Genomic DNA, 25,971 nt, shown 5'->3' with positions numbered 1-25,971 from the left:
ATAAAAAGTTTAAGATATAAGTTGTTTTATCATTCTTTTATAATTGACGAATGACTTTGTTAAGACAAATTAAATATCTTTAAGTTTTGCAAAAGTGGTGTATTTGAAAATAATTTCCTAAGGAAATAGTACAATTAGAAATGTTTAGATTCGTTAACAACACACACTAGATAAATAACTCTTCATCTTGTGGATAATTAGGTGAATTTTAATTCATTAATACAAATAAAAAAGTAGAAAAAAGGCAATACCTCATTTCTACTTGTTATTGGAAAATCGACGTAAAATAATATTAAAAGGTATATTTTATAAAAAAGCAGTGATCATTTTTATACAAGTTCTAAGGAACGGTCTTTAGTAAGTGTTCCTTTCTTTTTTTTCTTTCGACCCAACCACAATAAAAAGCCAGTTATTGGTAATGACGCTGATATTAAGGAGATAAAAAACATGATGAATTTACCTGTAATACCAAGTATTGCTCCTGTATGTATATCATAATTTAAACGGAAAATTTTCTGTGCTGTAGTTGCATTTTGATACCTACCACTAAAGTCATTTTTATCAGATAATTCTTTAAGGGAATATTGATCAAAATACCTCCAATCTAATTTACCATACGTACCATAATCTGGCGATGAATAAATTTTAATTGGATCAGTTTCTTTCTGAGGAATATAGATGGTTGTACCTAAAATAGTAGTATCATCTTCTAAAACTTTATACCACGCTCTATCAATTGCTGGTAGTGAACTATTAGTAAGGTTATTTGATGAAACCTCTGAAACATACGTTGTTTTTTGAGGAGTATCTCCGCCAGAAGCAATAAAATAAAGGCTATTTTCAAACCATTCAAAAGACCATATTAACCCAGTAATTATTGTAAATAGAAGTACCCATGCTGCGTAAAAACCTAATACACTATGGAGATCATAATTTTTTCTTCTCCATCTGCCATTCCATTTAATTTTAAATTTCTGTTTTACTGCATTCTTTTTCTTATTCTTTGGCCACCAAAGTACAATTCCGGAAACCAACATTATAAAAAAAACCAAAGTAGCAATTCCTACTATTAGTTCTCCGTTTGGTAATAATAAAGAGATGTGTAAATAAAGAATTACTGTAAAAAAATCTGTTCTAAGGTTTTTAATTTTTAGAACTTCACCTGTATACTGATCAATAAAGGTTAAATAAAAGTAAGGAGCATCGTCTGCATAATGTAACGCCATAGATGCATTCTCTGGTGTCTCATAATATATACGTTGTACATCCATTCCATCTGTTGCCTTATAAGCAATTTCTTTAATTATAGAAGGAGGAAGAACTTTACCTTTTACTTCTTTCACAAATCTATATGGCTGAGTTAATTCTTGTATTTCGTGTTCAAAAGTATAAATACAACCCGTTATAGACACTATAAATACAATTAAACCAGATACAAGACCTAGAATTAAATGGAGTTTACTAATCAGTTTTTTCATCAGTGTATGTTTGAATTGGTATGTAAAGTGATAGAGACGATTCCCTATCACTTTACTTAATAGATAGTGCTTAGTTCTTTTCTAAAGAGAAAATTCCTTTTGCATAATGACCATCAATTTTAGCACCTTTCTTGGCTGTCGCAGTTTCAGGATCAATTTCATAAATATATCCTCCATTACTATCAGAAATATTTAAGTATACCTTACCCTCTTTAACTAGATGAGCAATACCCCATTCTCCACCATGTAAAGGAACGTCGGTTACTTTTGTTACTGTTTGTGCATTCAAATCTGCAATAGTAATACTACAAATTGGCGTATCAGTATTTGGACCATAAGTTGCCCAAAGTTGAGAATCGTCTGTTACTGTTCTAACAACCATTTTACCATTACCTGCATACACCGCATTATTAATTTTCATTCCTCCACTTTTCTCTTCAAAATTGAAGAAGTAATCTTGATCAAATGCAGTAGCACCGCTTTTTATTCTTAAAAAACCAGATGGTTTTGTAGGTGTTGGATAAAAACCTGTTGCATTAGATGATGTAGAGAAAGTATAAATATCTCCATTCTCGTCTGCTTGTAAAGCCGTTTTTGAAGTATAATTACCAATATCAGATGTTCTATCATCTTTTATGTATTTATCAAATTCCATAGATGGATAATTGTATACTGCAATTCTAGCAGAATCAGAAAGTGGTGTTGCAAAAGCGGGAACAACTGCACCAGATCCCATTAAGTAATAAGATAAATATACTTTGCTTTCTCTCTGTAAAATACCTGTTGGGAATGCCACTAAATCAAGTGCTTTTCTTTCATCAATTTTAGTAAGAAAACGTTCTGAAATAGACATTGATGGTTTATCAATACTATAAATAACTCTATCTTCAAAACCTTCTCTTGGGGTTCCTACAGCTAAAAATTCTTCGTCATTTACATTTGTCGCTGCAAAAATCCCTTGATCTGTTACTAGCTGACCTGTAGCTACTAATTGTGTATTTTCTCCAGCAAACTCATAACCCGTTAAAATATTATCGCTTGTGTATCCACTTGCTAAAATCATATTTCCTGCTGCGTAGAAAGACATCCATGCAGGTTGTTCTATCCCTTGGTTTACAGGGGAAATTGTGCCCGAAGTAATCGTATCAACAGTTAGTAAAATGTCTGTTCCTGTTGCGGCTTCTATACCTACAACAAATCCTGTTTCTACACTTGGTTGTGTAACGGTAGAAGTCGTTTCATCGCATGAAACAAAAAGAGAAAAGCTACTTAAAAGTAGAAGTGATTGTAAGAATTGTTTGTTCATCTTAAAATAAAAGTTTGTTTAATTCTGAATAAAATAACGTGCCTTGATACTAAAAGCACGACCCGGTTTTTGCTGATTTAAATTATCGTAAACCTTTGCATTGAGTACGTTTGCACATAACAAAGAGAGGTTGTATTTCCCTTCTTTAAATGTGTATGTTAGATCTATATTAAAAGTCAGTTGACTTGGTATTATTGATTTTGATTCTGATGCAGCTAAACTTGGCCACAATAGATAGAATTCATGTACATATCTTGATATTCCCGTTACAGAAAGCATTTGCTTTTTAGGCAACACCTGATTATAAACAAGCGTCATGTTACCGAATAAGTAAGGCTCATTTGGTAATCGGTCATTGTAAACAATTTGATCTTTATCGTTATTTCTTAGATCGAGATACGTACCTGCTAAACTTGCTGTAAACTTTTTAGAAAAAACATAACTTGTTGTTACATCAATTCCTTTAGAAATTACTTTGGGATCATTGACGTAAAAACTTCGGTTCATCTTAGGTTCAAACCTTATATAGTTTTTTGTATTACGTACAAATAAATTCATTTCTATTTGATAATTATTTGCTTTTAAGGTTTGGTATTTGACACCAAAATTTAGGTTATCACTTTCTTCTGGTAAAAGTTCTTGGTTAGGAATAACATTTATACCATCACCAAATAACTCATACGATTCGGGAAATCGATACGCTTTTTCGTAAGAGGTTTTAAATTGAAAATGTTTGAGTTTAAAAGTAGAGGCAATTCCATAGCCAAGAGCATCATTTTTATAAATAAAATCAGATGATTCTGTTCCTTGAAAATTAGATTGTATGGCAAATAAATTATAGTAATACTTTTTAGCAAAAGCGATTGTACTCCATTTATCATCAAATACAGAATACGTATAAGATGCGCCCCAAACATGTTTATCTACAGTATTTGGGTTAGAAAATTGAGTATTGTTTTGTGGCTGATATTTATCCTCACCCTTTACTGTAAGACTATTTAAAGAATAATTTAAAGCCACACTATGGTGGTTCGCAAAAGCATATTCTCCATTTATATTACCAAGTAGGTTTTCTGTATCCATGGTGAAATCAGATTTTCTACCCATCTCTCCCGTTGTAGGGTGTGCATCTGCTTTGTAATTCCCATGCCAATCGTATCTATTCGGGCTCTTATCTACATTATTGGCTACTGCATCAACAAAAACTACATAACTATTTAAAGAGAGTCCCTTTACAAATAAATCTTGCTTTCGATAAGCAAAATTATAGATCAATTTTTCTTCTTTAGAGAAGGCCTCACCAACAGGAAAAGCCGGTGTACCTGTGGCATAAGGGTTTTGTTGAATTTCTTTAAAATTATCAGAAACTAAAACACCAAACATTAATTCATCGGCATATTTTTTATTCATCAACCCTGCCTCTACCCATGTCATTTTAGAGGTATAAGCATCGTGAAAACGTTTTACTTTTGTTGTGTTTTCATCTAATTTGCCTGATTCAAAATCTAACAGATTTACATCAATTTCGTAATCATTATCACTATGGTTTAAAAAGGATTTAATACGTGTTGTAAAACCAGATTTCTCATTATGGTATTGTGCATTTATAGAAGCCCTATGTGTTTTAAAACTGCCGTAAGAATAAGATGCATCCAAATAATTAATGGGTTTATGATTGGTAACTACATTTACTGCTCCACCTAGTGCATCTGACGAAAGATGAATGGGAACAGCACCTTTATACACCTCAATTCCTTCAATCTGATTAACTGGGAAATTATTAAGGGTTAAAGAAGTGCCAAAATAATCCATTGGAATTCCATTAATAAATGTTCTAATTCTATTTCCAGAAAGTCCGTTTAACGATAAATCAAAGCTAGATCCTAGTCCTCCATCTTGTCTAATATTTACTCCAGAAATTCTTCCTAAAAGCTGGCTTGCATCTACAGTAGAGTTCTTTAAACCTTCTGTTTCTATAACTTCTACAGCATAGGCTTCTTCCCTTAGTAAGGTTGCTTCTGTTTTACCATAAACTACTACTTGATCTAACTCTTGGACATCTTCTTGGAGTACAATCAGAAAATTAGTATTTGCACTAACCACAACCTTTTTTGTTACTGGTTTGTAGCCTAAAAAATTGACATAAAGTGTATAAGTTCCTTCTTGTAAATCTTTAAATACTACTTTCCCTTTTGCATCACTTCTTACTGTTGTATTGCTTTCAGTAAGTTGTACAATAGCATAAGGAATAGGGTTTTTCTTATCATCTTTAATAAACCCCTCTAAACTATTTTGGCAATATGCTTCTAGGCCTTGAAAAATGACAAGGCAAAAAATGAGGATATATTTCATTTATTTTAAATTCTATTTATTATCTGTTCTATATTTATTTGGTGCATCTCCTATGTATTTTTTAAACGCATAAGAAAAATGAGATGCATGCTGATACCCAACTCTATCAGATATTATTGAGATAGGTAAACAAGAGGAAGAAAGCAGAATTTTAGCTTGATGCATTCTTTTCTTATTCGCATATTCAAAAATTGTTTCTTTAAAAACCTCTTTAAAACGTTTCTTTAAATAAGACTCATTCATTCCTATCATTTTCGCTAATTCAGGAATAGAATAATGGATATTGATATTTTCAGTAATTATTCTTTTTACTTTAATTAATTTTTCATCTTTTCCTTCCTCTAGTTCTTCTAATACCATAAACGTTTCTAAAACTTCTGTTATTAGTTCTAGAACTTTAGCGTTGATGTATAATAAGGCACATTCTCCTTGCTTTTTATTGAGCTGTATTTCGGTTAAGATTTTATTTATATTTTCATTTACTTTAAAAGATCGGTCTAACTCTCCTCCTTCAACATTAAAAAAATAATGAAGCAGTTCGTCTATAGATAATTTGATTAATGGCAATTCGAAGAACTGTTTTTTTAAAGAAAAGACAATTACTTCTATTTGTTCTTTATTTATAAATTGATATTCTGAGCGTGTATTACTTCTTATATAGGCAACTTCTGTTTTTAATAATGTTTCTTTGTTTGTATTTACATTTAATTTTAAGCCATCTTTCTTTAAACTGAATAATAGAAAGACCTCGTCTTCGTTGGTATCTAAAACAAAATTTATGGGTTCTCTTGCTTCTATTGAGATTGTATATATTTCATAAGATTGATTACTTATTATATTAAAGTTTCCATTTATGTTTGGGTTCTTCCAAACCCTATTTTCAAATGTTGATGTGTTCTTTTTCTCTATTTTAATAGTATTACTAAGATTAAAGAGAGATGCTGAAAGTGTATTTACAAAAGCAATATCTTGCTCCATTACTGAGATAATTTGTTGTTCCAATAGTTATTTTGTGACACAAACATAGATCTTATTTAGATTGATTAAAAATAATATAGAACAAGAAAGCTATTTACATAAATTGTATTATAAAAATACTAAAACATCAATAAAATCAATTAAGCAATATATTATTGTACTTATCAAACACAGTAAACAAATACTTAAAATATAGAATACCGTTTTTCGTAATTATTATTTCTGATATCGATAGTTTTAGTACGTTTAATCACCCAATCTTTGTGATGTTATTTAAAATCATTCTAAATAAAACACACTCAACAATAAATAAAACCAGAATGGTAACGAAACTATTAATTGACAACAACAACATGAACATCACACAGGAGAAATTAGACTTGTCTGATCTGTTCAACCATGATAAAGACAGTATTGATAAATACAAAAAAGGAATTAGTACAGCCACTCAAAATGTACTTTCTTTCTTACAAAATAGAACACAGCCTTTTAGTGGAGTTGAACACGAGGAACTTCAAAAAGTTGTAGATAAAATTGATTTTAAAGAGGCGCCTACTTCTTCGCATCTTGTATTTGAAGAACTTCAAGAAATCTATCTAAAACATGCAGTAGCTTTTCATTTACCTAAATACATTGCGCATCTTAATTGCCCGATTGTTATTCCCTCTTTAATTGGTGAGCAAATACTTTCTGCGATAAATTCCTCTTTAGATACTTGGGATCAAAGTGCTGGAGGAACATTAATAGAGCAAAAACTAATTGACTGGACGGGTAAACAAATTGGATATACAACCCCAGACGGTGTTTTTACTAGTGGTGGAACACAATCTAACCTTATGGCAATTCTATTAATGAGAGATTCTTTCTACCAAAAGAAGCAACAGTACGATGTAACAAAATTTGGGGTAAATACCGATAAAGGAAAGTTGAAAATATTCTGCTCAGAATGTAGTCACTTTAGCGTTAAGAAAAGTGCTGCGTTACTTGGCTTAGGAGAAGATGCTGTAATAAGTATTCCTGTTGATGAGCATTTTAAAATGGATAGTGAAGCATTAGAATCTGCTATTCTTAAAGAATTTATTGATGGCAATTGCCCCATTGGTGTAGTAGCAACTGCAGGAACAACAGATTATGGCAGCATCGATCCATTAAAAAGTATTGGAGTAATTACAGAAAGGTATCAATTGTGGTATCATGTAGACGCAGCAGTTGGTGGAGGTTTACTACTTTCTAACGAATACAAATACTTGTTAGATGGAATAGGAAAATCGGATTCTACAACAATAGATTATCATAAAACGTATTTCCAAACTGTTAGTTGCAGTGGCTTTATCGTAAAAGAACCTCATAATCTTAATCTAATAAGTCACCATGCAGAATACTTAAATCCAAAAGCTAGTAAAGATGCAGGTGTACCAAACCAGGTTGATAAATCATTACAAACAACCAAAAGGTTTGATGCACTAAAACTTTGGTTAACGTTTAGGCTTATGGGTACTGAAAAGTTAGGAAGCTATTATGATCAAACTCTTGGCTTAACAAAAGTAGCAGCCGATTGTATTCAAAATAGAAAAGAATTTGAACTGCTCAACCCTCCTTCTCTACATTGCTTGGTATTTAGATTTGCCCCTGCCAATTTAAATGCAGAACAATTAAATCAATTAAATATTCTTATTCGAAAAAAACTTTTCTCTAACGGACAAGCTGTTGTTGCTGGTACTAAGTTTAATGGTAATAACTACTTAAAATTTACTATCCTTAACCCAACAATGAGTAAAGAAAATTTTGAAGAAATCTTATCTATTCTATCTATGATTGGTAAGCAATTATTAGAAGAAGAAAAACAATTTATCTAAACACATTACTACAATGCAAGAAAAAATATATGATATTATTGGGGTGGGAATTGGTCCATTCAATCTAGGTTTAGCATGCTTAACAGCACCTATTGATGAACTCGATTGTTTATTTTTAGATCAAAGGGAAAAATTTAACTGGCACCCAGGTTTGCTCTTAGAAGATACCACTTTACAAGTACCTTTCATGGCTGACCTCGTAACGCTAGCTGACCCTACAAGCCCTTATTCATTTTTAAATTATATAAAACAAAAGGGTAAAATTTATTCTTTTTATATTAAAGAAGATTTCTTGTTACTCAGGAATGAATACAACCAATATTGCCAATGGGTGGTACAACAATTAGATAACCTTTTATTTTCTAAAAAAGTAGATATGATCTGCTATAACGAGGACGAGGACTTGTTTTATATATCTTGTATAACAGGAAACAACCAAGAGCATGAAACCTTTATTAGTAGAAAAATTGTATTAGGAACAGGTACATCTCCTCATGTTCCTACTGCATTAAAAGGCTTGGGAAAGAATGTAATTCACACCTCTCAATATTTACCAAACAAAAAGAAATTACAAGAAAAAAAAGCTATTACAGTGGTAGGTAGTGGACAAAGTGCTGCAGAAGTTTTTAGTGATCTATTGGCAGAAATTGACACCCACAATTATACTTTAAATTGGATTACAAGATCGCATAGGTTTTTCCCAATGGAGTACACCAAACTCACATTAGAAATGACATCGCCTGAGTATGTAGATTATTTCTACTCCCTACCATTATCTAAACGAGAGGCTCTTTTACAAGAACAAAAGCATTTATACAAAGGCATTAATTCTGATCTTATTAATGGAATTTTTGATACTATATATGCTAAAAAACTCACCTCTCCAATCAATGTAAACTTAAGAACAAGTTCAAGAGTAGCTTCATCTTCTGAAAAAGAGAATAGTATTGAATTAATTGTTGAGCAACAAGAACAAGGTAAAAAATACCGACATTCTACAGAGGCTGTAGTTATGGCTACAGGTTACAGCTATAAAACACCATTCTTTATGGAGGGGCTACGTAGGCATATTCAGTTTGACGAAAAAGATAGACCTCTAGCCAATAGAAATTATACGATTGATAAAAGTGGAGACAAGATTTTTGTTCAAAATGTGGAGCTTTATACACATGGTTTTGTTACTCCAGATTTAGGTATGGCTTGTTATAGAAACTCCTATATCATAAAAGAAATAACAGGCAAAGAATACTATCCTGTAGAAGAAAGAATTGCTTTCCAACAATTTGATGTTAACGAACAAGAAGAGGTCATTGAAGAAAGTTTAGTCTAAAATGAACACAAAAATTTTATTAATGGTCATGACATTAATCGCAGTAGTTAGCGATACAATGTTACACCCCTTCTTTCCTCAATTTTTTGGTGAGAGGTTTAATATGTGGCAACCTGAACATGTTGGGTATTATTTAGCTGCATCTTGCTTAGTAATAATGATCTCGTTTCCTTTTTGGGCACGTGTACAGAAGAAAGTAAATTTATTTACACTTCTAATATTTACGCAGTGTATTGCAGGTTTTTTATGCCTAGGAATGTATTGGGTACAAGAACTTTCTATGTTTTGGTTATGTGCCATGAGCATGCTGTTTTTTAAAGGGAGCTATCTGTTAATTTACCCATATATTATGCGTTTAAGTACAGAAGAAGAACACAGTACTTCTATTAGTATTTTATCTGTTATAGTGCATTTAGGGGCAATTGTAGGAGCATTTATAGGAGGCGGTATTGTTGACTATTTAAACACAGGCTATATTTTTATTATTATGGCCTTAGGAGATGCTTTTCAATTCCTGATGTGTATTTATATAAAATTTATCCGCAAACATTCTGTAAAAAAGGAAAAAATTGAACAGACTATTACTCCATTTTTTAGAATTAAAACACCCATTTTAAAAATAGGATTAATTACAATGCTTCTTTATTTCAGTACCTTTTTTATACGTCCTTTCTTTTCTATTTATTGGGAAGCAATATCAGCGTATAATCATAAGCTTGCGTCAGGTTTTGTGTATTCAATCCCTGCCTTAGTTGGCTTATTTGCTTTGTGGTTTACACATAAATACAAATCAAAAAAAACATATAGAGTACAAATTATCAATGCCTTTATTCTAGGAATTTTAGGCATTAGTTTACAAGGTGTAGGCGTTGACTCTATTGTATTTATAGGGCGTATTATTTATGGTTGGGCCGTCTTTCAACTCTATGTACAATTTGATGTGGTGGCCTTTAAATTTAGTACCCCAGATGAATATGCTACAGATTATAGTCGCATTCATTTATTACAGAATTTTGGGGTATTAAGTTCATCAATAATTGCAGGATATACAGTAGATAAGATCTCCTTAACAGCACCATTTTGGTGTTCAGCAGTCGGTTTCTGTATAACACTTTTCATTTTTTATAGAAGTTTTACAACAGAAACTTCACAAGAACAAAAAACGACATTACATACTTCAACATGAAAACTTTACAACAAACATTACCTTTCGATACTAATTTTTGGGAAACCAAAGCAGAAGAAAGTCTATACATTACAAAAGATATTGGCGTAATGTCTTTAGTCCCTTTTGATCTAGACAATGATATAGAGCTACTCCATAGTTGGGTAAACCTTCCTTATGCAAAATATTGGCAATTAGAAAATAGTACTGTAGACTTAGTTTATTCAACGTATAAGGATATAGTCGAAAATCAAAATACCTGTGTGTTTTGGGGGAAGGTCAATAATCAGAAAGCATTTTTAGTAGAATTTTATTATGCTCCAAAAGATAGGGTTGCTAACTACTATACAGCACTAAGTGGTGATTATGGCTTTCATATTCTTACAGCTCCTAAAAAAACAAGTATCCCTAATTTTACTACTCACATTTTCTCTTACGTTATTAACTTTTTGTTCGATTCTGAAGAAGTGAACCGTATTGTAGTAGAACCTGATGTGGAAAATGAGAAAATCCATATACTAAATAAAAAAGCAGGTTTTAAATATAAAAAAGTAATTGAGTTTCCTGAGAAGAATGCCTATTTGGCTTTTTGCACTAGAGCAGATTTTAGGAGCTCAGCCATTCATCAGTTGCAAACAAACTAGTCTTCGATATTTTATGAATACATCTTTAAAAAATCAAGAAGCAATCAATCATTTCGATGCTTCTTTATGGAATAAGGTAAATGCTTTATTTATTCGGAAAGCTATTAGTGAACTCTCACACGAGAAATTAATCACACCTCATTTAACCAAGATCAATGATGAATTTAATGATTTTACAATTAAATTAGACAATCAAATCAGTTACTTTTTTAGTGCTAGAATATTACCTTTAGAGCATTGGTGGATAGACTTAAAATCAATTAGAAAACAACAAAATGAAGAAGTTGCCCCTTTATCAATAATAGAATTTATTTTTGAAGTAAATCATTTATTAAAAATACCAACAGATATGCTCCCTACGTATTTAGAAGAGCTATCAAACACTCTTTATGGAGCAATCTATAAGCTTAAAAACAATACAATTACAGCAAATGAATTGTCTAAGGCTGACTTTCAAACAATAGAGAAAAACATGTTTGAAGGACACCCTTGTTTTATTGCAAATAATGGTAGAATTGGTTTTAATGCTAAAGATTATCAGAAATTTGCTCCAGAAGCCTCAAATGGTTTTAAAGTATTATGGGTAGCAGGGCATAAATCTAAAACAAGTTTTACAAGCATTGATTCTCTAAATTACACCGCTGTTATTACGCAAGAGTTAGGAACTGAACAACTTAATACCTATCAAAATTCTTTAAAGGGTTTAGGGTTACATCCAGATGATTTTTACATTTTCCCGATGCACCCTTGGCAATGGCAAAACAAATTATCGTTTATTTTTGCTGATGATATTACCAATCAAAAACTAATTCTATTAGGTGAAGGAAAAGACACATACCAGCCTCAGCAGTCTATTCGAACACTTTACAACAAAAGTGATAAAGATAAATTCTATGTAAAAACAGGTTTATCTATACAAAACATGGGCTTTATGCGTGGCCTCTCTCCTTATTATATGCAAACCACTCCAGGTATTACTGCTTGGATAACTGCCCTACTTAAAGAGGATAACTATTTACAAAAACACTCTTTTTCTATGCTGGGTGAGGTGGCTACTATTGGCTATAGAAATGTGAATTTTGAGCCATTAGGAAGAACAAACGCCTACAATAAAATGGTAGCTGTATTATGGAGAGAAACCCCTCAACAATTTTTAGAGAAAGAAGAAAAAGCAGTGACAATGGCGTCATTATTACATATTGATGGAGAGGGTAACGCTTTACTTAAAGCTTTTATTGATTCGTCTTGGTTGAGTGTTAAAGAATGGGTTAAAAACTACCTTGATGCTTATTTAAAACCACTTTTGCATTGCTTTTATGCTTATGATTTGGCCTTTATGCCACATGGTGAAAACATTATTTTGAAAATGAAAAATAATGTTCCTTTTGGGATATTTATGAAAGATATTACGGAAGAAGTTGTTGTTTTTAAAGAAGATAAAAACTATTCCTCTGCAGTAAAAAGATTAGTAGTAAATGCTAGTAATGAAGTAAAATCACTTACTATTTTTACAGATATATTTGATTGTTATTTTAGATTCCTTTCTCAAATTTTAGAAGAACACTGCCATTTCCATCATCTTGATTTTTGGGAATTAGTAAGTCTTTCAATTAAAGAATATCAAAACGAACACCCACAATTCAGCTCTAAATTTATAGAATGTGATCTTTTTGCTGATGATTTTATTCTTTCCTGTTTAAACCGTCTTCAACTCCAAAACAATAAACAAATGGTAGACCTTACAGACCCTGTAAATAGTTTACAATTTATTGGAACAATCAAAAACCCCATTTCAAAATTTAAGACTGTTGCACATGAACTCAACTAGATATACTACTTTAGACGTACTTAGAGGAAGTAGTGTCTTATTTTTAATTCCACTGCATTGTATGATGATGTATGCCACAGCAGAGACATGGAAAAACTCCATTTTAGGCGAACTTATGCTAATAGCAGAAAGAGGTACACCGGTTTTCTTAATTGTAATGGGTTTTTCTTTTGTGTTTTCAAAACGACAATCTGCAAAAGCTGTATTAAAAAGAGGATTTAAAATCTTAGGTGTGGGATATTTGCTGAATACATTAAAATTTGTTGTTCCTATCTTAACAGGTATTTTACCAGCAAATTTAATAGAAGCTCATGGTTTGGCACAATCAACTTCATTAAGTAATATGCTCCACTTTTTCCTTCTAGGTGATATTCTTCAATTAGCAGGTGTTTCTTTACTCATTATGGGTATTCTCACGCCACTTTTACATAATAAATATGCTGTATTATTGTTCGGTTTAATTATAATCGGAACTGCAAAACTTGTCAGCGGATTTAATGTAAACGTTATTGGAATAGATTATTTGCTCGACCTATTGTGGAGTAATAAATACAATGTGTACTTTCCAATTTTCCCTTGGATGTCGTTTATTTTAATGGGCCGCTTTCTAGGAATGCTCTATAAAGAACATAAAGCATCTAGCAAAAAGTACAACCAATTGGTGCTTTTTTATGCTTTAGGAATCATTGGTTTCGGAATGCTACTTTGTGTAATAGACTACACTTATCACTTTGGAGATTATTACCACCTTGGTCCGGGAGGAACACTTTTACTTTTAGGAGTAAATATGTTATTCTTAAGTATTGTTCCTCTATTTGTAAAATTTATACCTCAACAGATAAATCAATTATTACTCTTTACAAGTAAAAATGTCACTTCATTCTACATTATACAATGGGTAATTATAGATTGGGGTATGGGAATCTTTGGTTTTGCACAATTAAATCAATTTCAAATCTTATTGATTATACCATTTTACACCCTTCTTACTTTCATCATTTTAAAATTTAAAGATAATTTATGGTTGGCCTCGTCTGAACGTGAATTAAAGAGAAGTTTATAAAGAGTAATTGATAGTATAATTAAGCACCTAATCCATATGAATAAGATTAGGTGCTTTAATATTTTTAAGCAATATCAGCTATTAGATCACCAATATCTGACGTTTCCGTTTCTCCTTTTTCTATATGCAACACCCTTTGTGGGAATGGAATCTCGATTTTATTGTTATCAAGTGCAATTTTACATTCTTCTAAAGTTTCGAATAAGAAACCCCAATAGTCTTCAATTTTCACAAATGCTCTTAATTGTAAATCAACAGAACTATCGCCTAAATTAGTCACAAAAACTACTGGTGCTTCTGGGCTATTTAACACTCTTTTATCATGCTTTATTACATTTAGTAATACCCTTCTTGCCTCTTTAATATCAGCTCCATAAGAAATACCCACAGGAACATCTACTCTTGTAACACCTTCTCTGGTATAATTTTTTATTACACCTCCAGCCAAAGAACCATTTGGTAAAAATACCTGACGCATTTTGGGAGTTTGAATTGTTGTTGCAAAAAGCCCAACTTCTATTACAGTACCTAAATGTCCATTTACTTCTATAAACTCTCCCTTTCTAAACGGACGTAAAGTTAAAAGTAATGCACCACCAGCAATATTTGCTAAAGAACCTTGTAAAGCTAAACCCACTGCTAAACCTGCAGAACCTAGCATAGCAATAAATGAAGTAGTCTCTACTCCTGCCATATCAATAGCACCAATAAATATCATAACAGTTAAACTTACAGAAGTAAGCTGTGTAAAGAAATCAATTAGTGCATGGTTGGTTGCTTTTTTCTTTATTTGTTTATTTACTAAAAGAGTTATCCTTTTCGTAATTTTTGTACCAATCCAGAAAAAGGCTATACCTTGAATCATTTGTAATCCGTAGCGAGAAAACAATCTCAAAATGTCGTCCTGATATTGGGCAATTTCTTCCATCTTATTATAGTAGTTATAGATTATTATTTTTATTTACCCACAAAGTAAAGCGTATATATTTATATTATGTTTAATTATAAACATTTATTCTGTAAAGGATATTTAATCATAAAGAGTTGTACAGATTACTATTTAAAAAAAATACCATAGATCAATAATTCATAAGGTTTAACTAAAAGCAAACACTTATTAATAGAACAAGAGAGTTCAGTTTTTTTTAATGACATTTGAGGTGTCTATTAAAATTATTGTTTACATATTTCATTTTGATTCATAATGGAAAATATTTCTATAAAAACTATTTTTCTAACACTATTGGTCCTATCAGGTAGCTGGTTTATGCTTGTATTAATTCAACAATTAAGAAAGCGTTTAGCTACTAATTCTATAGAAACTGAAAGCAGTATTGGACTTGGGTTAACTGGTTTTGTAGGTAACTTTATGGATACCCTAGGGATAGGTTCTTTTGCAATTATGACCAGCTCATTTAAAAATTTTAAACTTGTAGAAGATAAAAAAATACCGGGAACATTAAATGCTGGTGTTGCTATTGTTTGTATTGCTCAGGCTTTTATTTTTATAAAAGCAGTGCCTGTAGATACTACAACACTAATGTCTATGATTATTTCTGCTTTAGGTGGGGCTTTATTAGGTGCAAGAGTTGTTTCTAAAATGAAAAAGAAAACAATACAACTTACCATGACAATAGCATTGGCAATTATGGGAATTACTATGGTACTTGGTAAAATGAATGTTTTCCCTGTGGGTGGAGATGCAATGGCTCTTGAAGGTTGGAAACTAGTTGTAGCATGTATTGCCAATTTCTTATTTGGAGCTTTAAATACTGTTGGTGTTGGACTTTTTGCCCCTTGTATGGTTACTGTTTATCTTTTAGGCTTAAACCCTGCTGCAACATTCCCAATCATGATGGGTTCTACTGCATTATTAGTTCCTTTTGCTGGCATTAAGTTTCTTAAAGAAGATGTTGTTTCTATGAAGGGGACACTACTTATAAACATCTGTGGAACTATAGGTGTTTTTGTTGCTGCGTACCTTGTTAAATCACTTGATTTAAATTTACTACAATACCTTATAATTTTTGTTGTAGCCTATACAACATGGTTAATGGGTAAATCTTATTTACTTTCCTCTAAAAAAATACATTAGAAGAATAATCAGACGATAGCCCATGGTAAAAGTAAAGTTAATAGTATATGAAAATCAGTTGATAGAAAAGTTTAAGTAGGATATTTTACTCATTTTCAATTAAATAGAGTAAATTACAACACTATTTAAAATAAAAGCTACTATTAAAACTAATTAGCCGTTTTCTATGCAAACTAAAACTATACTAATTTTCTGTGCCTTATTGGTATGGAAAATAACGAATGTCTACGCGCAATACCAAACAAAATCAGCATTTCTAAATGATCCGACTGAAGCCACTAAATTTGTAAAAGGAGTTGCCGATTTCTTACGTACAACCAAAGATGAAAAAGGAGGTTATTATTCTTTTATTGAGGCTGATGGAAGTATTAAAAAGGAGCAAATGGAATCTTGGACTGGTGGGTATAACTTAAAAAGTTTTTGTAGCCAAACTAGAGTGGCCTACACATTTGCCAGGGCTTTTATGCTCACTGGAGACACAACTTACCTTAAAGATGCAGAACATGCACTCGATTTTCTCTACGAAAAAGGTTGGGACGAAGAATACGACGGTTGGTACTTTACATATAATGTAGATGCTGATAAAAGTTTTGGCCCTCCATGGAATGAAAATTCTAAGTGGACTTTCCAACAAGAGTATGCAATTTTAGGTATTATTGCTATGGTCGATGTTCTTGGGGGAATAGCATCGAAAAATCGCCATACAGAGTGGTTAGATAAATCTATGTTGTCTTTATATGAACATGTTTGGGATAGCCACAGTACCAATTTTGGCTATTATGAAAATGCGACGAGAAGGTGGGGCAATAAATACGGTAAAGGGTTTACTGGTACTATTGATGGAATTAATACACATGCTGCTTTACTTGCTCTTATGACAGATGAAGAGCAACATAATTTACGTTATCAACAATTAGCTGATATATCACGAGATAAATTGGCAGGAAATATGGATGCGGAGGGCGTTAAAATTGGTTTCCCCGAAAACTTCCATTCAGACTGGAGTATTAACCAAGACAATACTGGAGCAAGTGTTGGACACATGCTTAAAACAGCTTGGTGTCTAGGTAGAGCTGCCGTTTATTTTGATGATAGAAGCTATAGAACTGCAGCAGAAGAAATTATTGACCATGTATATGCTACTAATTTGTATGATAAAAATAATGGTGCTCCATATGAATGGGCAAATTGGAAAACTGGTGTAGTTACAGATCGGAATAAATGCCATTGGGTAGTTGAACAAGGTTTTACTGGACCTATGATTGCCTCTTTTATTACAAATGATCAAGATAAGAAAGAACTTTACCTACAAATGGCAGATGAGTCTTTATATTTTTTTGAGCAAAACATGATTTCATCTATTGGTCTTTCTCATGAGTATGTAACTCCAGGAGGAAATCCAATTGATGGTTTAAAAGCCAATATGTTTAAATCTGGGTTTCATGATGCTGAACTGGGGTTCTTTGCCTATTTATATGGACAAGCCTACCTTACTACTTCAAAATTTAGTTTATATTATTATTTAACACCATCAAAAGACAAAGTATTTACATTAATGCCATTGGCTTACCCTAATAGTCAATTAAAAATTTCTAATGTAGAACTTGATGGGAAACAGTACGCAAATTATAATGGCGAACAAAATGAAGTGAGTGTAACAGCAAATCGTGGAGGCGTTTTTAAAGTTGAATTTACTCCAACACCTATTACTTCTGTATTAACTGCTACCTCTATTCCTAAAAATGATAAAATTACAGTTTTTCCAACATTATTTTCTGATAAAATAACTATCAAAACAACAATTAATGGGCATTATACGATAAGTGTTTATGATATGTTTGGTAATATATTCTATAAAAATTTGACGAGCACTCCTACCACTATTGTAGAAAACTTGCAACAAATTCCAAAAGGGATATATATAGTAAATATACAATCTGAAGAAATAAATCAAGGTTTTAAAATTATTAAAAACTAGTACCTTTTATTATAAATAAGAGTCATCCCTTATTATAAATAATACGGGATGACTCTTGTTTATTTTAGAAGTACTCCAATAGAATTTCTCGTTAGTAATCGATTCTATTTGTAGTACTCAGCTATTATTTAGAAGTGTATTCACCATGTCCTGTTAAATACACATCTTTTTTATCTTTTCCTTTGATAATAAATACTCTGTACACTTCTTTACCGTGGTCAAAACCTGCTTCAATTTTTTCTGAAGCACCAACTACAGTCCAATCAGGAAAATCTTTATTTACTTTCGCTAATACATATTCAGGTAGTTGCACGTTGTCAATTTTTCTCTTGATTAAAACGATTTTACCCTCTTTATCTAAATAAATCTTTTCAGTGCCATTTTCTGTTTTCACATACACTTCATATGTTTTAGAAAATAAACCTAGCACTGGTTTTTTATGATAAACCATTTCATAATCTTTCTGAATTAATGCAACAGGAATAATGTTTACATAATCTACAAACCCCTCTGGAAATTCTTCATTAATATGTTGGTAGATTGTTCCATCTACTTCACTCTGGTTTACTTCTTTAACTTTTAAAACAGCTTTTTGAGCCATTGCTAAACTACTTAAACCTATAAATGCTGCGATAAAAAATAAAAATTTGTGTTTCATAATTGTATAATTTTTTGTGTGATGATAATTATGAAAACGGTATTTTTTTAAATTGAAATTGCAGAAAATAATATAAAAATTACAGATTATGATTTTTCAAGAAAAAAAGAACAAACGGAGCAGTTAATTATTCAGTAACGGGAAATAACGTTCTTCTATTATTTTCATGTGATGCAACTGGTGCCCGGCAATAGTAAAACCAAGTGCCAAAACACTAATTTCATTTCCACTTGCTGTGCCCACTTGTAATAACATCTCATCCGAAAAGCTTTTAAACAAAGCTATACTGCTCATTCTAACTACTTGAAACTCGTTAATAAGGTCTGCTAACTCTCTATGGTTTGCCATGCTATTTACTGCATAATCATCTTCTTCAAAACCTGGTAATGGCGTTTTGTCTTCTCTTGCAAAAGATAATGCTCTATACGCTAAAATTCTTTCTGTATCAATCATGTGCTGCATTAAATCTAAAACAGTCCATTTATTTGCTGCATATACGTCAGTACCTAGTTGTTCCAGTTTTTCTACAAAATCACTATTCAATTTCGAGATTGATTCAGAGAGTATATCAATAACATTATTATCGTCTGTAAGGTTGATATATCTATCAAAAAATACGGGCATAAATGGGAGTTCTTTCTTGTTCATTTTTTAAAATTAAGTAATAGATTATTAATTATCTGTTTGTTTTTGATCAATAAGATATTTCTTAATGATCTTGTCCTATCAACTGCTATTGCCAACTCATTCATTGGGTATATAGTTATGATAGGCTACATACAATATACATTTAATATTTATCTGTACCCAAAAATAATACAATTCTAATTTTGAATTTGATTTATCTAACGAATGTAAATTATTTAAAAATTAATTATTTCTCGATTTTGGCAAATTTACAAAAATGGAAACCACTACATTATCAGGCAGATACCAATAAATATATAAAACTGAACTAAACATTAACTTTAATAGTATAATAATAAATCATTAGCGTATTTGAATAATAATTATTAGCTTATAGTAGCATTAAACTTAACTATACTACTATGAAGAAAATTTTTGTTCTTGATACTTCAGTATTACTTTTTGATCACGATTCTATAACGAACTTCGAGGAGAATGATGTTGCCATTCCTATAACAGTACTCGAAGAACTTGATAAATTTAAAATTGGCAACGACACCAAAAACTTTGAAGCTCGTGCCGTTTGTCGTTTTATTGACGATATATCAATCAATAAAAACTTAAACAATTGGATTCCGCTACCCGGGGACGATAAAGGTGATTTTAAAATTTTGATGCATGACTCATCAAAGGCTACTGCAGTAGAAAACACGTATGGAAACCTAAAGAATGATCATAAAATATTAAATGCAGCCGTTGTTTTACAGGAAAAATATCCTGACAGAAAAATTGTTCTTATTACTAAGGATATTAACCTTAGAGTAAAAGCAAAAGCCATTGGATTACCTGCCCAAGATTTAATGAAAGGCAAAGTAAAAGATGTAAAGAAAATTCATGGTGGTTTTATAGAAATTTCCGGGATCGATAGCAACCTTATCCGTAATTTTTATAAAAATGGTAAAATTGAAGATGTTGATATTCTAGGAGATAAAAAAGTAAATAATGAATATTATATCTTAAAAAATGGTACTTCTTCTGCATTGGCTTTTTACAATCCACACACATTGCATGTAGAAAAAGTAGAAAAGGAATACGTTTACAATATTAAACCTAGAAATGCAGAACAAGCATTTGCTATTCATGCAATCTTAAATGATAACATTAAATTAGTTACACTACAAGGTGTTGCAGGAACGGGAAAAACATTAATTGCTTTGGCTTGTGCTTTAGAACGCTCTAACCAATACAATCAGATAATTTTGGCTAGACCAATAATACCTTTATCTAACAGAGAAATTGGGTATTTACCAGGCGATGCTCAAGAGAAAATTAACCCGTACATGCAACCTCTTTTCGATAATCTTAAATTTATAAAGAGTCAAACATCTAGTAACGGGAAGAAAGCCAAAAATATAGATGCCATGCTAGAAGAAGGTAAAATTGAAATTATGCCTCTGGCTTTTATTAGAGGACGGAGTCTAGAGAATGTGATCATGATTATTGATGAATCTCAAAACTTAACACCTCATGAAATTAAAACGATTGTAACAAGAGCTGGTGAAAACACAAAGATCATTTTTACAGGTGATGTTAAACAGATTGACACCCCTTACCTTGATGAACAAAGTAACGGTCTAAGTTTTATGATTGATAAACTTAAAGGCGATCCTCTCTTTGCAAATATCAAATTAATGAAAGGTGAGCGAAGTGCTCTTGCCAATTTAGCTAACGAAAAATTATAAATTCTAACTATAATCACTTAAGGTGCGTTACTTCCTATAATAGTAACGCACTTTTTTTATGTATACCTATTAAATTTTCTAGATATAAATAGTACATTTAATACATGAATACTATTATATCAGCTCAAGAATTATTCGAGATAATTAATCAACCTAATGTAATTGTCTTAGATGCTAGTCAGCCTGGAGATAAAGTAGGTCTGGTTCCGAAAAACCCAGGTTTACAAATTTTAAATGCAAGAACTTTTGATCTAAAAAACGATTTTAGTGACCCTAATAGTTCATTACCTAATACACTCCCAACCCCTACCGATTTTGAAAATGCATGTCGTAATTTGGGCATTAATAATAACAGTATTGTAGTGATTTATGATAACCTAGGTATTTTTACTAGTCCACGAGCTTGGTGGATGTTTAAGTCTATGGGTTTTGATAATGTACATGTCTTAGATGGTGGTTTAGACAGTTGGCTATCAAATGGATATTCAATAGAAAGAATTTCAAAAAAAGAATATCCTAAAGGTGATTTTACAGCTAAGTTCTCCTCTAAAAATGTTGTTGATGCGGCAGTAGTAAATACCAATATCTCTACCAAAAAATACCAATTAATTGATGCTAGAGGAGCACAAAGGTTTGATGGAACAGTAGAAGAACCAAGAGCAGGAATGAGAAGTGGACATATTCCTAATTCATTAAATTTACCTTTTAAAACTTTACTAAAAGATGGGAAATTTAAAAGTGAAGAAGAAAGAAGGGAATTATTTGACGCACTGAATTTAGATGATAAACCTTTAATTTTTAGTTGCGGCTCAGGTGTAACTGCATGTGTAGTTTATTTGGCTTCAGAAGGTATTCTTTCTCAAGAAAAAGCAGTATATGATGGATCTTGGACCGAATGGGGCCAATCTGACTTTCCAATATCTAAAAGTTAAATATTGACACTTTTTAATCATAATTCACTTAACAGAAATACAACAAACAGCGTTTACTAAAAAAGATATTTTAAGAAAGAACGTAGAAGTCTTATAAATTTTTCTAGTACTTTTCCTATTACATAGCAAAAGGAAATCTATTGTGAAATGAAAAACTATTTAGTGCGATAGTATCAGAACTAACTGGTTAAAAAAGAACAAGCTATTGTAATTAATTGTTCATTTAAAATGAATGATTAAGTAGAATCTAGAAAATTTATAAGACCTTTCTTTTCTCGCCTCAATATGGTACGGTTTTATTGCTTCACATAAGCATGAAACTTATACTAACCTACTTCAAAGATTTTCAAAAAGAGTATTATACAAAAAAGTTTATTGTCGCACTTTTAATTATAGGTTGCGGCCTTCTTGCGTTTAATTATACTTTTGACTTTGAAGATAGTTATATCGATAAATATGCCCGTACAATTTATCATACTATTGGGTTCTTTATTTATCATTATTCTGCCTATATTCTCGTTCTTATAGGGGTTCATTTTACTACAAATCGAAAAGTATTAGATCAATCTAAATCGTTTTGGGTAAAGTTAACGCTAGCCATGTTGATATTGGCAATCTCTCGGTCTTTCTATTATCACATATATATTGCTGATTTGTTTGATGGAGTAACAAAACTTTATATAAGTAGAGTAATGACGAAGTTTAGAAAGTTATCGCTCATTTTCTTACTAGTTGGAGGTGTTTATTGGCTTTTTGATAGAAATAAAGGATTACATTTTTATGGTTTAGATTTTAAAGCTAAAAATTTAAAAATCTATGTGATATTATTGGCCTGCATGGTTCCTATTATTGCTGGAGCATCATTTTTAGATGGTTTTCAAAAATTTTATCCTTTTTATAAAAAATCTGGTGGTGCGCTAATGGCTCAACTTTACCATTTGCCAGAATGGATATTTGTCACAATTTATGAAACCGTTTATGCTTCAGAATTCATCTCTGTAGAACTGTTTTTTAGGGGCTTTTTAATACTAGGTTTCACTAAGTACTTGGGTAAAGATGTTGTTATTCCTATGGCATTTACTTATGCCGTTTATCATTTTGGCAAACCTATGGGAGAAGCAATAAGCTCTATTTTTGGAGGTTACATTTTGGGTGTAATTTCTTATTATTCTAAAAACCTTTGGGGTGGTGTTTTTCTTCATGTAGGCATTGCTTTACTTATGGAATTATTTGCTTATCTACAGATGTAAGTATTAAATCAATTTATGAGTTGCTTTAATGTCTCTTCTAATTGATATGAATTTGCTCCTGTTATTCTTTTAATAATTACGCCATCCTTTACTATTAACTGTGTTGGATAACCTTGAATGTTTAACTTTTCTGATAGCTTAGTAACATCAGCATCTAAAACTCTAAATTGAGCTGTATTTTCTAAAGGGTTCTTCTCAATAAATGCTGTCCATTTACTTATTTCTTGATCAAATGATATAAATACAAAATTGACTTTTTCTGAATTGTACTTTTCAAGAATTTCTGGATAGTCTTCTTTCATACTTTTAACACAAGGCCCACACCAAGAAGCCCAAAAATCTATTATGTATATCCCTTTGTTGAATGATCTTATTACCTCATCTAAATTTGGATCTAAAAGCGTAAACTTATTAGGTAGTTTTTGTTGATTAAATCCTTTTCTATTTTTTGATAAAACTGCCAATTCTCTACTATAATCAGAATTTTGATAGGTTTCATCAAACTGATGAACATAATAATTAAAGTTTTGGTTAGACAATGTATCATCATAAAAAACGTACTCTTTCACATATTCGAATAATACTTTTTCTTGTAGACTCCTATTTTTTATGTACTTCGTATTTATAGCCTGAAAACGTTCTACATCTGAATTTGATTTTTGCATCAGTTTGGTTCCTTCCAATGGCGTAAATTCATCTTCTATTACAGTTATTTGCGTAAAAATTAATTCTGCAATATACTGTGCTAGTACTGGGCTAGTGTACATTGTTGTATCATTTAAATCAAATTGTTGCAAAGCATTAAAAATATGATTTGGATTGTTTAGTCTGATAGAATCTGGAAAATATTCGGTATACATTGTGTTAGATTCTAACCATAAAGCAATAATATTTCCTTTAGACTCTTTTAAATAACGTTCTGATAATTTCTCTTTATAAGCAAAAAGAGTATCTGCCATATTTTTTGTAACTGCTTTATTTAAGTTACAAGAGGCCAGGTAATCGGTATGATAATCTAGGTTATTTAAAATTTCACTTCCTTCTTCTAATTGCTTTAGAAAAGAGTAATGGTAATCTAAACTGTCCATTATTTCTTTTGATACCGTAAAATATTGATGTTTATAATTACTCATCAAAAACATACTATCAAATTCATGTTTAAGTACCTTTTTGTTTTTCGAATTATCGGTTATTCTTAAATCACCATAAGTACTCCTTTTTAAGAGGTCTCTTGATTTTTTATACGTAAAATAGTCTCTCTTAATCCTAGGCTGAAGATCATCTTTATCATAATCCAACAATGAATATCGTTCAGCAACGTATGGAGTATATCGTTCGTTTAAACTTTTACTACCAATTTCTTTTCGGTTTATATTTTCAGAATAAGTTGTTGATTTAATGCTTCTGAAAGCCCAAAATGACCCACTACCTTTAGCATAAGGAGCAAATGAATCTATAAGTAAAGCACTTGCATCTGTCGAACGAAACATGTTCGCTGCTCTTAACTGAAAGCACTCCACTGTACTAAAATTAGTAATTTCTAAAGTACCTTTATATGTAATATCTTTTTTAGGATCATCATAATTAACTTGATAATCTACTTTTTGGGTATAATTTTTCTTCCCTACATAACCAAACTGAACACAACCTTTTGACTCTTTTTTATTTTGATAATTAGGAGTTATAAATGGCAGATAATTCTTTTTATGTTTGATCTCAAAATTAGAGGATGTAATACTTAATACCTCAAAGTTTTCTCTGATATATATTTTGCCCTCTGTTTTATCATTTTTCGAATGATATTCTATGACATAAACAGGTTCATTATTTCTATTTTCTATATCTAGTAAATTGTATGTATAATCACTCGTTTTAATTAGTGGACTATTCCGAATAAAACTGAAGTTATATTTTAGTAATAGCTTACTCTGTAAAAAATTAAAGTCTGTAAATTGCCTTTTATGAAAGGCTAATATATCATATTTATTATATGTTTTTAATGCACCCTTATCAAGGTTAGATAAATCCCAAGAAGGATCAAAATTCCAATTATGGTCTTTATTTGCTCTTAATTCATCAAATAATAGTTTATTCAACCCTTGATGAGTAGAATAATTAGGCATTGAGGACTGATACTGTTCAAAATAAATATCTCCTACTCCTTCTAAACCAGAGACAAATTCATTATCTATAAATTTATTTTCGGCATAATAAAATTCTCCTAGATATGCTTTCTCTCTAAAATCTTTTTTAAATTTTGATGTGGATTTTCTAATAATTTCTTTTACAGTGGGCATTTTAGAAGTAACATGAACCATATCTAACTCGGTAGCTCTTGGTTCTAAGAAAATCTTATTTGTAATTAAAAAAGATAGCTTCTTTATGGGAATGACTTTCGACGTAAACCCTATACAAGAAATAAGAAGAGAGTCTTGTAGTTGCTCTTTATTAATTGGAATTATAAAACTCCCATCGTCTTTACTATAGCCACCTAAATGGTTGTTTTTTAAGATAATATTAGCATAAGGCACAGCCTCTTTTGTGGTGAGGCTAACTACCGTTCCTTTAATATTCTGAGCGTTACTATATAAAGAAATAAAAAGTAGAGAAAAAAACGTAATTAGTTTCATTGTTTTCGTTTAGTCGTAGCATTAGTTTTATGAGCTAGTCAAATCTATAAAAAATTATT

General features: G+C 31.2%; 19 protein-coding genes. 11 read left to right on the top strand and 8 right to left on the bottom strand.

Annotated elements, in window-relative coordinates; genetic code table 11:
* Positions 1 to 329: 329 nt before the first annotated feature.
* The 4 genes from KM029_RS19440 to KM029_RS19425 all read right to left on the bottom strand — a co-directional run bounded on the left by KM029_RS19440 (position 330) and on the right by KM029_RS19425 (position 6,114).
* Positions 330 to 1,478 (bottom strand): PepSY-associated TM helix domain-containing protein, encoded by a 1,149-nt coding sequence (locus KM029_RS19440; RefSeq protein WP_144076519.1) that lies wholly within the window; start codon positions 1,476 to 1,478, stop codon positions 330 to 332.
* Between the two features lie 70 nt (positions 1,479 to 1,548).
* Positions 1,549 to 2,784: a DUF4374 domain-containing protein gene (locus KM029_RS19435; protein ID WP_144076518.1), complete on the bottom strand. Its 1,236-nt coding sequence runs from the start codon at positions 2,782 to 2,784 to the stop codon at positions 1,549 to 1,551.
* 18 nt (positions 2,785 to 2,802) lie between these two features.
* Positions 2,803 to 5,136 carry a TonB-dependent receptor gene (locus KM029_RS19430; RefSeq protein ID WP_144076517.1) on the bottom strand — a complete coding sequence of 778 codons (2,334 nt, stop codon included), beginning with the start codon at positions 5,134 to 5,136 and terminating at the stop codon, positions 2,803 to 2,805.
* Positions 5,137 to 5,148: 12 nt separating this feature from the next.
* Positions 5,149 to 6,114 carry a helix-turn-helix domain-containing protein gene (locus KM029_RS19425; protein ID WP_144076516.1) on the bottom strand — a complete coding sequence of 322 codons (966 nt, stop codon included), beginning with the start codon at positions 6,112 to 6,114 and terminating at the stop codon, positions 5,149 to 5,151.
* 320 nt (positions 6,115 to 6,434) lie between these two features.
* Between KM029_RS19425 and KM029_RS19420 the strand changes: the two genes are divergently transcribed.
* From KM029_RS19420 to KM029_RS19395, 6 genes are read left to right on the top strand one after another with little or no spacing between them, the layout of a single operon-like run.
* Positions 6,435 to 7,970: a pyridoxal phosphate-dependent decarboxylase family protein gene (locus KM029_RS19420; protein ID WP_158631217.1), complete on the top strand. Its 1,536-nt coding sequence runs from the start codon at positions 6,435 to 6,437 to the stop codon at positions 7,968 to 7,970.
* A 13-nt stretch (positions 7,971 to 7,983) separates the two neighbouring features.
* Positions 7,984 to 9,300 (top strand): lysine N(6)-hydroxylase/L-ornithine N(5)-oxygenase family protein, encoded by a 1,317-nt coding sequence (locus tag KM029_RS19415; RefSeq protein WP_144076514.1) that lies wholly within the window; start codon positions 7,984 to 7,986, stop codon positions 9,298 to 9,300.
* Position 9,301: 1 nt separating this feature from the next.
* Complete coding sequence (locus tag KM029_RS19410) at positions 9,302 to 10,486, top strand: MFS transporter (RefSeq protein WP_144076513.1); 1,185 nt, start codon at positions 9,302 to 9,304, stop codon at positions 10,484 to 10,486.
* Positions 10,483 to 11,109, top strand: a complete 627-nt coding sequence (locus KM029_RS19405; RefSeq protein ID WP_144076512.1) for a GNAT family N-acetyltransferase — start codon at positions 10,483 to 10,485, stop codon at positions 11,107 to 11,109. Before KM029_RS19410 ends, KM029_RS19405 begins: the two co-directional genes overlap by 4 nt.
* Positions 11,110 to 11,122: 13 nt before the next feature.
* On the top strand, positions 11,123 to 12,937 hold the full coding sequence (locus KM029_RS19400) for an IucA/IucC family protein (protein WP_144076511.1): 1,815 nt from the start codon (positions 11,123 to 11,125) through the stop codon (positions 12,935 to 12,937).
* On the top strand, positions 12,924 to 14,000 hold the full coding sequence (locus tag KM029_RS19395) for a heparan-alpha-glucosaminide N-acetyltransferase domain-containing protein (RefSeq protein WP_144076510.1): 1,077 nt from the start codon (positions 12,924 to 12,926) through the stop codon (positions 13,998 to 14,000). Before KM029_RS19400 ends, KM029_RS19395 begins: the two co-directional genes overlap by 14 nt.
* Positions 14,001 to 14,064: 64 nt before the next feature.
* On the opposite strand, the gene KM029_RS19390 is transcribed toward KM029_RS19395, so the two are convergent.
* Entirely contained in the window at positions 14,065 to 14,928 is an 864-nt protein-coding gene (locus KM029_RS19390; RefSeq protein ID WP_144076509.1) for a mechanosensitive ion channel family protein, read from the bottom strand.
* Positions 14,929 to 15,204: 276 nt separating this feature from the next.
* Between KM029_RS19390 and KM029_RS19385 the strand changes: the two genes are divergently transcribed.
* A complete protein-coding gene (locus KM029_RS19385; protein WP_144076508.1) occupies positions 15,205 to 16,095 on the top strand; it encodes a sulfite exporter TauE/SafE family protein in 891 nt (296 codons plus the stop codon).
* Positions 16,096 to 16,261: 166 nt separating this feature from the next.
* On the top strand, positions 16,262 to 18,073 hold the full coding sequence (locus KM029_RS19380) for an AGE family epimerase/isomerase (protein WP_144076507.1): 1,812 nt from the start codon (positions 16,262 to 16,264) through the stop codon (positions 18,071 to 18,073).
* 124 nt (positions 18,074 to 18,197) lie between these two features.
* On the opposite strand, the gene KM029_RS19375 is transcribed toward KM029_RS19380, so the two are convergent.
* Both KM029_RS19375 and KM029_RS19370 read right to left on the bottom strand, forming a co-directional pair.
* On the bottom strand, positions 18,198 to 18,731 hold the full coding sequence (locus tag KM029_RS19375; protein WP_144076506.1) for a hypothetical protein: 534 nt from the start codon (positions 18,729 to 18,731) through the stop codon (positions 18,198 to 18,200).
* Positions 18,732 to 18,854: 123 nt separating this feature from the next.
* Entirely contained in the window at positions 18,855 to 19,379 is a 525-nt protein-coding gene (locus KM029_RS19370; protein WP_144076505.1) for a DinB family protein, read from the bottom strand.
* A 401-nt stretch (positions 19,380 to 19,780) separates the two neighbouring features.
* Here KM029_RS19370 and KM029_RS19365 point away from each other — a divergent pair, with 401 nt between their 5' ends.
* From KM029_RS19365 to KM029_RS19355, 3 genes are all read left to right on the top strand, one after another.
* Positions 19,781 to 21,100 (top strand): PhoH family protein, encoded by a 1,320-nt coding sequence (locus tag KM029_RS19365; RefSeq protein ID WP_144076504.1) that lies wholly within the window; start codon positions 19,781 to 19,783, stop codon positions 21,098 to 21,100.
* Positions 21,101 to 21,204: 104 nt separating this feature from the next.
* The gene (locus tag KM029_RS19360; RefSeq protein ID WP_144076503.1) at positions 21,205 to 22,032 is read left to right on the top strand and encodes a sulfurtransferase; all 828 of its coding nucleotides are present in this window, start codon (positions 21,205 to 21,207) and stop codon (positions 22,030 to 22,032) included.
* Between the two features lie 314 nt (positions 22,033 to 22,346).
* On the top strand, positions 22,347 to 23,282 hold the full coding sequence (locus KM029_RS19355) for a CPBP family intramembrane glutamic endopeptidase (RefSeq protein ID WP_144076502.1): 936 nt from the start codon (positions 22,347 to 22,349) through the stop codon (positions 23,280 to 23,282).
* A gap of 8 nt (positions 23,283 to 23,290) precedes the next feature.
* On the opposite strand, the gene KM029_RS19350 is transcribed toward KM029_RS19355, so the two are convergent.
* Positions 23,291 to 25,912: a thioredoxin domain-containing protein gene (locus KM029_RS19350; protein ID WP_144076501.1), complete on the bottom strand. Its 2,622-nt coding sequence runs from the start codon at positions 25,910 to 25,912 to the stop codon at positions 23,291 to 23,293.
* Between the last annotated feature and the right edge of the window lie 59 nt (positions 25,913 to 25,971).

It is taken from the genome of Flammeovirga kamogawensis (assembly GCF_018736065.1).
Classification (GTDB): domain Bacteria; phylum Bacteroidota; class Bacteroidia; order Cytophagales; family Flammeovirgaceae; genus Flammeovirga; species Flammeovirga kamogawensis.
Note: the sequence above shows the minus strand (reverse complement) of the source record. Positions and strands in the feature narration are given on the sequence as shown.